Annotated in this window: 12 protein-coding genes, 1 tRNA gene and 1 other RNA gene; 8 read left to right on the top strand and 6 right to left on the bottom strand. The window is 54.3% G+C overall.

Annotated elements, in window-relative coordinates; genetic code table 11:
• Positions 1 to 67: 67 nt before the first annotated feature.
• A complete protein-coding gene (locus tag C7K08_RS05215) occupies positions 68 to 775 on the bottom strand; it encodes a DUF305 domain-containing protein (RefSeq protein WP_106499590.1) in 708 nt (235 codons plus the stop codon).
• 36 nt (positions 776 to 811) lie between these two features.
• Here C7K08_RS05215 and C7K08_RS05220 point away from each other — a divergent pair, with 36 nt between their 5' ends.
• A complete protein-coding gene (locus C7K08_RS05220; protein ID WP_106499591.1) occupies positions 812 to 1,459 on the top strand; it encodes a Coq4 family protein in 648 nt (215 codons plus the stop codon).
• A gap of 501 nt (positions 1,460 to 1,960) precedes the next feature.
• Here the strand turns inward: C7K08_RS05220 and C7K08_RS05235 are convergent.
• Positions 1,961 to 2,034 (bottom strand) — tRNA-Arg (locus C7K08_RS05235).
• 40 nt (positions 2,035 to 2,074) lie between these two features.
• On the opposite strand from C7K08_RS05235, the gene rnpB reads away from it, so the two are divergent.
• Both rnpB and rnc read left to right on the top strand, forming a co-directional pair.
• Positions 2,075 to 2,447: RNase P RNA component class A (gene rnpB / locus C7K08_RS05240), an RNA gene on the top strand.
• A 14-nt stretch (positions 2,448 to 2,461) separates the two neighbouring features.
• Positions 2,462 to 3,136, top strand: coding sequence for a ribonuclease III (gene rnc / locus C7K08_RS05245; protein WP_255096006.1), 675 nt, complete (start codon positions 2,462 to 2,464; stop codon positions 3,134 to 3,136).
• Here the strand turns inward: rnc and C7K08_RS05250 are convergent.
• The gene (locus C7K08_RS05250; protein ID WP_106499606.1) at positions 3,117 to 3,290 is read right to left on the bottom strand and encodes an NAD(P)H dehydrogenase subunit NdhS; all 174 of its coding nucleotides are present in this window, start codon (positions 3,288 to 3,290) and stop codon (positions 3,117 to 3,119) included. The two genes, rnc and C7K08_RS05250, sit on opposite strands and share 20 nt — an antisense overlap.
• 24 nt (positions 3,291 to 3,314) lie before the next feature.
• Between C7K08_RS05250 and rimM the strand changes: the two genes are divergently transcribed.
• On the top strand, positions 3,315 to 3,854 hold the full coding sequence (rimM, locus tag C7K08_RS05255) for a ribosome maturation factor RimM (RefSeq protein ID WP_390623254.1): 540 nt from the start codon (positions 3,315 to 3,317) through the stop codon (positions 3,852 to 3,854).
• Here rimM and C7K08_RS05260 read toward each other — a convergent pair.
• On the bottom strand, positions 3,851 to 5,017 hold the full coding sequence (locus C7K08_RS05260) for a CorA family divalent cation transporter (protein WP_106499607.1): 1,167 nt from the start codon (positions 5,015 to 5,017) through the stop codon (positions 3,851 to 3,853). The two genes, rimM and C7K08_RS05260, sit on opposite strands and share 4 nt — an antisense overlap.
• Before the next feature lie 44 nt (positions 5,018 to 5,061).
• Between C7K08_RS05260 and C7K08_RS05265 the strand changes: the two genes are divergently transcribed.
• Positions 5,062 to 6,525: a mannose-1-phosphate guanylyltransferase/mannose-6-phosphate isomerase gene (locus C7K08_RS05265; RefSeq protein WP_272867425.1), complete on the top strand. Its 1,464-nt coding sequence runs from the start codon at positions 5,062 to 5,064 to the stop codon at positions 6,523 to 6,525.
• A gap of 16 nt (positions 6,526 to 6,541) precedes the next feature.
• Here the strand turns inward: C7K08_RS05265 and glmS are convergent, their stop codons facing one another.
• Both glmS and psaC read right to left on the bottom strand, forming a co-directional pair.
• Positions 6,542 to 8,428 (bottom strand): glutamine--fructose-6-phosphate transaminase (isomerizing), encoded by a 1,887-nt coding sequence (gene glmS, locus C7K08_RS05270; protein WP_106499595.1) that lies wholly within the window; start codon positions 8,426 to 8,428, stop codon positions 6,542 to 6,544.
• A gap of 27 nt (positions 8,429 to 8,455) precedes the next feature.
• Positions 8,456 to 8,701, bottom strand: coding sequence for a photosystem I iron-sulfur center protein PsaC (psaC, locus tag C7K08_RS05275; protein WP_106499596.1), 246 nt, complete (start codon positions 8,699 to 8,701; stop codon positions 8,456 to 8,458).
• 138 nt (positions 8,702 to 8,839) lie between these two features.
• On the opposite strand from psaC, the gene acpP reads away from it, so the two are divergent.
• Genes acpP through tkt form a run of 3 tightly spaced genes read left to right on the top strand, consistent with a single transcriptional unit; the run spans position 8,840 to position 12,384 of the window.
• A complete protein-coding gene (acpP, locus tag C7K08_RS05280) occupies positions 8,840 to 9,079 on the top strand; it encodes an acyl carrier protein (RefSeq protein ID WP_106499597.1) in 240 nt (79 codons plus the stop codon).
• A gap of 18 nt (positions 9,080 to 9,097) precedes the next feature.
• Entirely contained in the window at positions 9,098 to 10,345 is a 1,248-nt protein-coding gene (gene fabF / locus C7K08_RS05285; protein ID WP_106499598.1) for a beta-ketoacyl-ACP synthase II, read from the top strand.
• A 32-nt stretch (positions 10,346 to 10,377) separates the two neighbouring features.
• Positions 10,378 to 12,384, top strand: coding sequence for a transketolase (gene tkt, locus C7K08_RS05290; RefSeq protein WP_106499599.1), 2,007 nt, complete (start codon positions 10,378 to 10,380; stop codon positions 12,382 to 12,384).
• The last annotated feature ends 227 nt before the right edge of the window (positions 12,385 to 12,611 follow it).

A 12,611-nucleotide genomic window follows, 5' to 3' on the forward strand; every position in this document is an offset into this window, starting at 1 on the left:
AAAACAAGATCRCTAGAATRAATTTCATAGGRATARCCTTAAAGGRTTAAAAACATAAGGGTAAAAATTAAAGGGRRAATAAATTATCAAACTTATAATATTCAGGCTTATTTAAACCATCATGTTGCAACATKCCCCGCAGCTGCATTATCTCCCGCCGTTGGGCAATGATGATTGATCGAGCCATTCTTTTAACAGTGGTGTTATTTGATTTCTTAAGGGCATCATGGGCCATTTGCAATGCACCGCCGTGGTGTTGCAGCATTCCTTCTAAAAACCACTGCACCCGATTGGCACGGTTGGGGGTRGTGCCCACCATTCGCATCGCCTCTATCTGGGCWGGTTCCATCGCTGCTAGGGCCTCRATCGAATTTGGGTCWGCGCCMTTTGGCAGGCTTACCGGGTAGATAGGAGCATCTGGATACCAAGCCTTGCGCCATTGGMCCATCGCTTTAATCTCCTGGGCCTGGTCGTTCCAGATAGATCTTGCTAAAGCYCCAAYYCCCGGTTCRCCAATATTAAATACATATTCACTCATTATTAATGCACCCGTGTGATGYTGCTGCATGGCATCYAGCCAGCGCAAATCATAGGTTGCTCCMGCAGGKCCCACATCATGGCTGTGGGAATCATGGKTGGCAGGGGCCTGTTGCTGATGATTATGGTGTTGATGGTTATGGTGTTGATGGTGATTATTTTTTTGGGCCAGAACRGCGGAACTATTAAAAATTAGTAATAACAGCAAAAGCAGCCAATRGTTTTTCCTAGAAGTCATTTTAGTTGCTAGCRTATAAYAAACACACTCTAGCAAATGCTTTTAAATCTGCGCGAGCACATTCAATCCCTACGCATGCTGGCAGGGCTGGCGAAATTCCTAAAACATCCAGATAGCCTTGAAAGTGTTTTTGCGATTGCAGGCGGTGTTCAAAACAGCCCCCTCGCTACACAGATGGGCCGTTATCTACTAAACCAGCCWGGAATCCAAGCGATGCTGGCCGACAACTGGCGGCCTAATCCGATTGATTTAAATGCCCTAGAGCAGTTRCCAGAAGGCAGCCTTGGCCATACCTATGCAAAACAACTTAAAGAMCAAGGYTTAACCCCTGAGGCATTAATAGATCCGGCTCCTATTACTAATCAACGGGAATTTTTAATACATCGCTTACGTGAAACCCACGACATCCTTCATGTACTYACAGGCTTTAGCACCGATGGGCCAGGCGAATTGGGTTTGCAGGCCTTCAACCTGGCTCAAAACCGTTCGCCCCTGGCGGTGATGTTGATTTTTGGCGGCATGCTTTCAACATTGCAAAATGACAAACCCCTAGAGCCACTTCTACATGCCCTCAGCCGTGGCTTTGAACTTGGCCTAACTGCTAACTGTGTAATCAGTTATCGCCTAGAAGATCACTGGGAACGACCCTTAAGCGAGTGGCGTCAAGAATTAAAGCTAAATTAGTTTCAGCGTTTTTTAATACCCAAATGAGCCTTAACATACTGCTATGACCAGCGTCCAAGATATTGAAGCTGCTGTAGAGCAGCTAGCTCCAGAGCAACGGGCTCAATTTCGAGCTTGGTTCGCTGCTTTTGACTCCCAAGAATGGGACCAGCWAATAGAGCAAGACCTTGRTGCKGGTCGCCTTGATTGGCTAGCTGATGAAGCMATRGCTGATTTGGTTGGCGGCCGCTGCGTTGATAGGTGAAGCACAGAGCAAGCACCCGGTTCTGGTCCTGCTACGAAGCTCTCCCTAGGGAAGTTCAGGCCCTTGCTGATAGGGGCTATGAACAACTCAAAGCTGACTCTCGCCACCCTTCACTACATCTAAAACGCGTCGGCCGATTCTGGTCGGTTCGGGTAGGCATAAGGCATCGCGCCTTGGCAGTACAGGTATCAAACGATGAACTGATTTGGGTGTGGATCGGCACCCATGCTCAATACGACCAGCTCMTGACCAAATAACGGGGCTGGCGGGACTCGAACCCACGGCCTACGGTTTAGGAAACCGTCGCTCTATCCGGCTGAGCTACAGCCCCATGGCAWYCATTATCCCCCTCGGCTTACATTAAAAATAGGAAAGCAGGCGAGGTGGTCGCAATCGCAGCTGCTTGCAGCTGCCGGTTGAGGAAAGTCCGGGCTCCCCAATGGCCAGGCTTGCTGGGTAATGCCCAGTGCGGGCGACCGTGAGGACAGTGCCACAGAAACACACCGCCGATGGCCCCTCGGGGATCAGGTAAGGGTGCAAGGGTGCGGTAAGAGCGCACCAGCAGCATCGAGAGGTGCTGGCTAGGTAAACCCCGGCTGGGAGCAAGGCCCAGGAACCACGGTTGGCCATTAACCGGTTCCGCCACAAGTGCGCCGCTCGAGGCCGTTGGTAACAACGGTCCCAGATAGATGACTACCCCGGGCRATAGCCCGAACAGAACCCGGCTTATGTCCTGCTTTCCCCCTAATCCAGCCCTGCTGCAATTTCTAGAAAGCCAAGGGTTTGAGGCCAGCAACCAAAATCTGGCACCCATAGAAGAAGCCCTTTGCCACAGCAGCAGCGGCCAAACCCGCAACCAYGAAAAACTTGAATTCCTCGGTGATGCAGTGCTGCGGCTGGCCTGCGCCGAATTCCTAGAACACCGCAACCCCCAGTTAGCMGTGGGCGAACGCTCCAGCCTGCGGGCCCAACTGGTGAGCGATCGCTGGCTGGCRGAACTAGCCCAACAACTGCAACTCGATCAGCTCATCCAAAAGGGGCCCAGTGCCGCCAACGACAGCGCCGCCCAAGCCACCATTCGCGCCGAATGCTGCGAAGCATTGGTTGGWGCCATTTATCAATGTTGGGGTTTAGATGCTGCACGCCTTTGGCTGGAACCCCACTGGCAATTGAGTTGCCGCGAATTAGAAGCCGATCCCCATCTCTACAACTGGAAATCAGCGCTGCAGGAATGGAGCCARGCCAGCCTCGCTGAATTACCCGAATACCAAAGCGAAGAACGCAACCGCAGCCACGGCAATCCCCAACGCTTTTTTAGCCAGGTATCACTGAAGCAAAAAGCCTATGGCAGTGGTTGGGGTGCCTCCCGCCGAGAAGCTGAACAGCAGGCGGCAAAAGCAGCCCTAGCCAAGCTCAAACCGCAACTTCAGTGAGGGTTTTAAGCGAAATAGTAACCAGCTTGTCCCAGTTGCCCCCTTCAAATAAAACCGCCGCATTACTGCCACTAATGCGTTGCACAAATCCGCGGTAGCCGTTGTAGATGGATTTGGGATCTGCTACCTGCACGGTGCTGCCGGGAAGGATCATGGGAACAACGCGCACATGCCTGGAATGGATTCCAACTTAGCTAAACCCCATCTTGTGGTGGGCAAAGTGGTGGCAGCCCAAGGTTTAAAGGGTGAGGTGCGCATATTGCCTGCCACCGATTTCCCTAGCCGTTTGATCGAACCCGGACCCCGCTGGCTGCAACGGCCAGGTGGTTCATTGCAAAGTTTGGAATTAATCAGCGGCCGGCAGCTGCCGGGCCGCGACCTATTTGTGGTGTGTTTTAAAGGCATTAATGATCGCAGCGCTGCAGAAGCGCTTGTGAATCACGAATTAATGGTTGATGCAAATGATCGGCCGGAATTAGAGGAAGGCGAATTCCATGTGCTCGATCTTCAAGGTTTAGAGGTGCGGCTAGATGTGGATGGGCCCGCCATTGGCCATGTRATCGATYTGCACCATGGCGGCAATGATTTGCTTGAAATTGAACTAAGCGCCGATGGCCGCCATTGTTTAGTGCCATTTGTGGAACCAATCGTGCCGGAGGTGCATGTGGCAGCTGGCTGGCTACTGCTCACCCCACCCCAAGGGCTACTGGATCCTTAGCGGGTGCCTGTCCAATCTTGAAACCAACCGCGGCGCCAGAGCATAAATATTTGAATRCCMGCAACTAAAATCATAAAAGCAAGGCAAATTGGRTAACCAAAATAAGCATTGAGYTCMGGCATATTCCAGGGGGACTTATCAGGATTGAAATTCATTCCATAAACACCTGCAATAAAGGTTAGCGGCACAAAAATACTTGAAATAATCGTGAGCATTTTCATCACTTGGTTCATTCGATTRCTAATACTTGCCATGTAGCTTGCMGTTACACCATCGCATTGATGGCGCAGTAATTCAGCGGTTTCAAAKATCACATCAACATGGCTGCTAACCTCCCTAAAACCCTTGATGGCMCCTTTATCCAGCACGCGATAACTCTGCCTAATTAACACAATCAACTGGCTGCGTAGGGGCCAAATCATGCCSCGCACTTGGCGCAGGGTAGACCGCATTTCATAGGCTTGTCGCAACACCCGCGGGCTAGGCCTTCGGATTGAAGCTTCTTCTAATTCATCTAAACCATCGGAAAGTTGCTCCAGKAGTGGCAACACTTCATCCAACACTTCATCCATTAGAAAAAACAAAATATCATCTATATCTCCAGCCGTGGGTGGCGGTTGCAATTGATCTAGCCAACGGGTGAGTTCAGGAAAAGCCACCGGCCGGGGCACCTCCTCCACCGAAAGCAACACCTTGCCGAGCAGCACCAATCCCACCTGTTCACTAATCAAGCGGTTACCACTGGTGCCACTCAAGCGATGCATCACCACCAGCAACGCACCACCYAAGGCATCAACGCGGGTGCGCTGCGGTGTGTCGATCAAGGGTTGGTGCATCGGCTCCGGCACCTCAAGGCAGGCAAATACCCGGTGCAACAACTGYTGATCAGCAAGGCCCTTTAGCCGCACCCAAAGGGGGCAACCCTCAGCCACCAATAGCTCCAGCTCCGCCAWATCCACGTATTGGCGATGCTCTACCCCGGATGGGCGAAAGGCCAACACCGAAACAGWKGTGGGGGCAATRCCGCCATGCACATACAAAGCCCCTGGCAGGTCGCCCAAGCGCTCAGACAACCTGCGCGACTTCAACACATTGGCCGTTAGGGCAAGGCCGCGCCCATCAAGGTGGGGGCTTAATTGCGCTGTTACTCCGGGTTCAACCACCAGTAGCAGCTGCGATGCAGCCTCAGCGTAGGTACCCCGATACGATGCCGCCAACCCTCGGCATGCTGGCCATGAGCAATTTCCCCCTACTGCCGGTGATTCTTTGCGGTGGCACCGGCACCCGCCTCTGGCCCCTATCCCGCGCCAGCTACCCAAAACAGTATTGGGCCCTAGCGGGTGAACACACCCTGTTGCAACAAACCCAACAAMGGCTMCAGGGGCTTGGCCAATTGCAACCACCCCTGTTGATCTGCAATGAGGATCACCGCTTCATCGTGGCGGAGCAGATGCGGCAAATCGGTGTGGAGCCAAGCGGTATTTTGCTTGAACCCATGGGCAGGAATACCGCTCCGGCAGTGGCGATTGCAGCCCTGCAGGCCACCAGCAAAGGTGAAGATCCATTGCTGTTGGTTTTAGCTGCCGACCATGTAATTCAAGATCCRAGCACTTTTCGTGATGCCGTAGAYGCCGGCCGTGATGCAGCAATAGCAGGCCGWTTAGTTACCTTTGGCATCGTGCCCACCGCCCCGGAAACGGGCTATGGCTATATCGAAGCCGCCGCGGGCCTAGATCCAACAACACCGGTGCCMATTGCCCGCTTTGTTGAAAAACCAGATGTGCAAACTGCCGAAACATTTCTTGCCAGCGGCAGGTTTACTTGGAACAGTGGCATGTTTTTATTCCGCGCCAGTGCAGTGCTAGCGGAAATGGAACGTTTGGTGCCAGAACTATTAAATAGTTGCCGCGCTGCCCTCAATAACGACAGCGCCGATTTGGAATTTTTGCGTTTAGATCGTGAATCATTTGCCAATTGCCCAAACCTTGCCATCGATGTGGCTGTGATGGAAAAAACCAGCCTTGGCAGTGTGTTGCCGCTGCAGGCTGGCTGGAGTGATGTGGGCAGCTGGGGCGCCCTATGGGAAACCGCAAACCAAGATGCCGATGGCAATGTGCTGCGCGGTCAAGTGATAAATGAAGGCTCACGTAATTGCTACTTGCGTAGTGAACATCGCCTGCTGGTGGGCTTAGGTATTGAAAACCTTGTGGTRGTWGAAACCGACGATGCCGTACTTGTRGCCCATCGCGATCGCGCCCAGGAGGTGAAAAAAATTGTTAATCAATTGCAGGCCCGCAATGCACCTGAAGGCCAAGCCCATCGCCGCATCTATCGCCCCTGGGGCCATTACGACGGCATCACCGAAGGAGAGCGCTGGCAGGTGAAAAAAATTCAAGTGAAACCCGGCGCYTCCCTATCCCTACAAATGCATCACCATCGCGCTGAACATTGGATCGTGGTGAGGGGTACAGCGATTGTGGAAAAAGATGGAGAAGAATTGCTWTTAGCYGAAAATCAAAGCACCTACATCCCCCTCGGCGCCCAGCACCGCCTAAGCAACCCCGGTAAAATCCCCCTGGAAATGATCGAAGTGCAAAGCGGCGCCTATCTTGGAGAAGACGATATTGTGCGTTTTCAAGATAATTATGGCCGCAGTGAATCCAAAAACTGAGCTTTACTAATAAGCCCTATTCCACCGTTACAGATTTAGCTAAATTACGCGGTTGATCCACATCCAGGCCCCGGTGGGCAGCGATGTGATAGCTCAATAACTGCATTGGAATTAAGGTGAGCAAAGGTGATATCAATTCATTCACTTCAGGCACCGGTAGCAACACATCAAATAATTCCGTATCCGGCCCTTCAGGGGCAACACCAATCAAGCGGGCGTCCCTAGCTTTTGCCTCCTGGGCATTACTTAATACCTTATCGAAAACCGTGCCTGGCACCGCCACACTAACCACTGGAACGCGGGCATCAAGCAACGCAATTGGCCCATGTTTCATCTCGCCAGCTGGATAACCCTCGGCATGGATATAACTAATTTCTTTTAACTTAAGCGCCCCCTCAAGGGCGATTGGATAGTTGATACCACGGCCTAAATAAATCACATCCTGGGTATCAGCAAAGGAATGGGCAAGTTCAGCGCAGCGCAGATCTAAACGATCTATCAGTGTTTGCAATTGAGCGGGCAAAGCTCGCAATTCAGCCACCAATTGGTGCAATTCCTGGCGRCTGCGGCTGCCGCGCAATTCAGCTAAGCGAATCGCTAATCCATAGAARGCCAACARCTGGCCCATAAATGTTTTGGTGGCTGCCACTCCCACCTCAACGCCGGCTTGGATATCGATCAGATGGGGCACCAAGCGCCCTARAGAACTTTCAGCGCGATTTGTGATGCCCAGCAGGCGGGCTCCATAGGCGGGATCGCTATGGCCKGCCCGCCGTTGTTGCTCCATGGCCAGGGCMGCAAGGGTGTCGGCAGTTTCACCCGATTGCGTAACACCAATCGTGAGGGTATTGGGCCCAAGGGGCGGYGGCGCATARCGAAATTCACTGGCGTAATAAACGCTGGTGGGTACCCCCGCCAGTTGCTCCAGGAGATAGGCACCCACCAGGGCGGCATGGCGGCTGGTGCCGCAGGCCAACACTTGAATCCGCTGCAAATCCTCCAATAAAGAAACCTCAAGGGGCAGCGCCACCAAGGGATCATCCACACCCCCCTCCGGGAAGTGACAGGCCAACCATCGAGCTGCCGTTTCCGGTTGCTCATGGATTTCCTTGAGCATGAAATGGCGGAAGCTGCGCTTATCAGCCACGTGATCGCTGCCGCGCAACTGGGTGGGGGGCCGCTGTTGGCGTTCGCCGGCGCCGTTATAYAGCTCAATACCCAAGGGGCCCAAGAGGGCCACCTCCCCATCCTCAAGGGGCAAGATTGTGCGGGTAATTCCAGCTAAGGCAGGGGTATCACTGGCGCAAAGAAATTCCCCTTCCCCTAAACCAATAAGCAATGGCGCCTGGCGGCGCGCCACCACAAGGGCATCAGGGCAATCGGCCCACACCACAGCCAGGGCRTAGGCCCCCTCCAGCATTGGCAGGGTGCGCTGCACAGCCAGAAGAAGCGTGGCACCGCTAGCAGCAGCACCCAACTGCTGCAGTTGCTGCAATTGTTTAGCAATCAGGTGGGGAATCACCTCCGTGTCGGTGTCCGATAGGAACACCACCCCCTCCGCCTGCAGCTGATCCCGCAGCAAGCGATGGTTTTCGATGATGCCGTTTTGCACCACCGCCACCCTGCCGTTGCCATCTAGGTGRGGGTGGGCATTGCGCTGCTCRGGTTTGCCATGGGTGGCCCAGCGGGTGTGGCCGATGCCGCAATGGCCAACMGCACCGCGCTCTTCCACCAAGGCGGTGAGATTTATTAATTTTCCTTCMGCCTTAAGGCAATTGAGCTCGCCTGCTTGCACCGTGGCAATCCCAGCGGAGTCGTAGCCGCGATATTCAAGCTGCCTTAAGCCATCCAGCAAAAGTGGCGCGGCATCCCTGGTGCCAATTACCGCAACGATGCCGCACATGCAGTTTTAGTGAGGAAAAAATCCCGTTTAGTAGGCCAGGCCCATGGAACGGGTGGTTTCATCACCGAGATAAACACGGATGCTGATGAAATCGGTGGGGCAAGCCGTTTCGCAACGCTTGCAACCAACACAATCCTCAGTGCGCGGGGATGAGGCGATCTGGGCAGCYTTACAGCCATCCCAGGGCACCATTTCGAGCACATCGAGGGGACAGGCGCGCACGCACTGGGTGCAACCAATGCATGTGTCGTAGATCTTGACGGAATGGGACATGCCCGGGCCGATAGCAAACCGTTTTCTCAAACTACTTGCGCATCGCCCGMTCGCAYCTAAAAGGGCCATCCCCGTCACCCTTGTTAATGCTCTGCTTGGCGGGCCCGTAGGATGCCCCCCGCCAAGCTGCCGCGGCCCATGTCCCAGGAAATTCTCGAAAAGGTGCGTTCGATCGTTGCTGAGCAACTCAGCGTCGAYGCCGCAGAAGTGAAGCCTGAATCAAACTTCCAAAACGACTTGGGGGCTGATTCCCTCGACACCGTTGAATTGGTGATGGCCCTTGAGGAGGCTTTCGATATCGAAATCCCCGACGAAGCAGCTGAAGGCATCACCACCGTTGRTGACGCCGTGAAATACATCACTGAAAAACAAGCCTGATCCCGCTGAGGCATCGCGATGGTTGAAACCTCCCGCCGGGTGGTGATAACGGGTCTTGGCTCCGTTACACCCATTGGCAACACCACTTCTGCCTACTGGGCTGGCCTGTGCCAAGGCGCAAATGGGGTGGCACCGATCACCCTGTTTGACGCCAGTGCCCATGCCTGTCGCTTTGCGGCGGAGGTGAAGGCATTTGATCCCACCGGTTTGATCGACCCCAAAGAGGCAAAACGTTGGGATCGCTTTTGCCAATTCGGCGTGGTTGCAGCCAAGGAGGCCTTGGCCCAGAGCGGTTTGCTGATCAGTGATGCCAACCGCCAGCGGATCGGTGTGATCATCGGCTCTGGGGTGGGGGGTTTATTGATGATGGAAAGCCAGGCCCATGTGCTTAAAGACAAGGGTCCTAGCCGGGTGAGCCCTTTCACCGTGCCGATGATGATCCCCAACATGGCCACTGGCCTGGTGGCGATTGCCCTCGGCGCCCARGGCCCCAGCTCGGCTGTTGCCACGGCCTGCGCCGCTGGCTCAAATGCCATTGGTGATGCCTTTCGCCTCATCCAAAACGGCCATGCCGATGCGATGGTGTGCGGCGGCGCTGAATCCGCCATCACCCCCCTTGGGGTGGCAGGTTTTGCCAGTGCCAAGGCCCTTTCCTTTCGCAACAACGACCCCGCCAGCGCCAGCCGTCCCTTTGATGCCGAACGGGATGGTTTTGTGATCGGCGAAGGCTCAGGAGTRTTGATTTTAGAAAGCCTCAGCCATGCCCAGGCCCGGGGGGCAGCGATCCTGGCTGAAGTGGTTGGCTACGGCAGCACCTGTGATGCCCACCACATCACCTCACCAACCCCTGGCGGTGCTGGCGGTGCAAGGGCCATGGCCCTTGCTTTGCTGGATGCCCAACTGGAAGCCGAGCAGGTGGATTACGTGAATGCCCATGGCACCAGCACCCCCGCCAACGACAGCAATGAAACGGCGGCAATCAAAACCGCCCTTGGCCCTAGGGCCCGGCAAATTCCCGTGAGCTCCACTAAATCCATGACCGGCCATCTGCTCGGTGGCAGTGGTGGCATTGAAGCTGTTGCTGCAGTGCTAGCGATCGGCCAAGGGGTGGTGCCTCCCACGATCAACTATCAAAATCCGGATCCCGCCTGTGATCTGGATGTCGTACCCAACCAGGCCCGAGAGCAGATAATCAACACGGCCCTCTCCAATTCATTTGGATTCGGCGGCCATAACGTCTGCCTAGCTTTCCGTCGCTTTGCGTGACGGGCTCCCCCTCAGCCCCCTCCTAAAACCCCATGGCCGCCGCCTCAGCATCGCTAAACACCCTTTGCGTTAACAGCATCCGCTTCCTTGCGGTTGATGGCGTTAATAAATCCAAAAGTGGCCACCCCGGCCTGCCGATGGGTTGCGCCCCCATGGCCTACGCCCTTTGGGATCGGGTGTTAAGCCACAACCCCAAAAATCCCAAGTGGTTTAATCGCGACCGTTTTGTGCTTTCCGCCGGCCATGGCTGCATGTTGCTTTATGCGCTGCTGCACCTAAGCGGTTACGACTCGGTAACGATTGAAGACATCAAACAATTCCGCCAGTGGGGCTCCCGCACCCCCGGCCACCCCGAAACATTTGAAACCGCCGGTGTTGAAGTAACCACCGGACCSCTTGGCGCTGGTATTGCCAATGCCGTTGGTTTGGCGATTGCTGAAGCTCACCTGGCCGCAAAATTCAATCGGCCCGATTGCAACTTGGTTGATCACTACACCTACGTGATCATGGGTGATGGTTGTAATCAAGAGGGTATTTCCTCCGAAGCTTGCTCCCTGGCCGGCCACCTGAAGCTGGGCAAATTAATTGCCCTCTACGACGACAACCACATCACCATCGACGGCAACACYGAAGTTTCATTCACAGAAGATGTGATGAAGCGCTAYGAGGCCTATGGCTGGCATGTGCAACATGTGGCCGATGGCAACACCGATGTTGATGGAATTCAAAAGGCCATCGAAGCAGCAAAAGCTGTTACCGATCGCCCTTCATTGATCAARGTAACCACCACCATTGGCTACGGCTCCCCCAATAAGAGCAACACCGCTGGTGTGCACGGTGCCCCCCTTGGCGAAGAGGAAGCAAACCTCACCCGGGAAGCCTTGGGWTGGGAATACGGACCCTTTGAAATTCCCCAGGAGTCTTACGACCACTGGCGCCAAGCAATCGATCGCGGTGCCGCAGCTGAAGAGGCCTGGAATGCAACCCTGGCCAGCTATCGCAACAATTACGCCACTGAAGCAGCCCTATTTGAGCGGATGCTGCGCGGTGAATTGCCTGAGGGTTGGGAAGCCTGCCTRCCAACTTTTAGCCCAGAAGATAAAGGCTTAGCTACCCGTCAATATTCACAAAATTGCCTCAATGCAATTGCCCCCCATCTGCCTGAACTRATTGGTGGTTCCGCCGACCTAACCCACTCAAACCTCACTGATATYAAAGGTGAAAAGAGTTTCCAAAAAGGTGCGGAAGCCAATCGCTATCTGCACTTCGGTGTGCGGGAACATGCGATGGCAGCCATCCTCAATGGCCTCGCATATCACGGCAGTGGCCTTGTGCCCTACGGCGGCACCTTCCTGGTATTTGCCGACTACATGCGCGGCTCCATGCGCCTCAGCGCCTTGAGTGAATTAGGGGTGATCTATGTGCTTACCCACGATTCAATTGGCGTTGGTGAAGATGGCCCCACCCACCAACCAGTGGAAACAATTCCATCCCTGAGGGCAATACCAAACATGCTGGTATTCCGCCCTGGTGATGGCAATGAAACCAGTGGTGCCTACAAGGTTGCGATCAACAATCGCCATCGCCCTTCCGTACTTGCCCTAAGCCGTCAGGCAATGGCAAACCAGGCCAATTCAGCCATCGATAAAGTTGCCCTTGGTGGCTACATCCTTGAGGATTGCAGTGGTAGCCCTGAACTGATCTTGATCGGCACTGGCACCGAACTTGATCTCTGTGTGCAAGCCGCTAAACAACTAACAGCTGATGGCCGCAAGGTGCGGGTAGTGAGCATGCCCTGCGTTGAATTGTTCCTTGAGCAGAGTGCTGCTTACCAAGAGGAAGTGCTGCCCAATGCAATTCGCAAGCGGATTGTGGTGGAAGCCGCTGAATCCTTCGGCTGGCATAAGTTCATCGGCCTCGATGGCGATAGCGTTACCATGAATCGCTTTGGTGCCTCTGCCCCCGGCGGCACCTGCATGAAGGAGTTTGGCTTCACCGTAGAAAACGTTGTTGCCAAATCAAAGGCGCTGTTGGGCTGATTCAATCAAGCAACTGCAACATAAAAAAGCCCCGCTTTTGCGGGGCTTTTCTTTTGCCTAAAATACTATTTAAAACTACTTATTTGGCTGTCGCAACTACCGATTGCTTAGTAAGTTCTTGGGCTTTTAACACATCTTCTAATCCTGCTAAATCCTCATCGGTGATCTTGGTTTGCATCGGGCAGTGCTTGGGCCCGCACATGGAGCAAAACTCTGCTTGCTTATAG

Source organism: Synechococcus lacustris str. Tous, assembly GCF_003011125.1.
In the GTDB taxonomy this organism is placed as follows: domain Bacteria; phylum Cyanobacteriota; class Cyanobacteriia; order PCC-6307; family Cyanobiaceae; genus Synechococcus_D; species Synechococcus_D lacustris.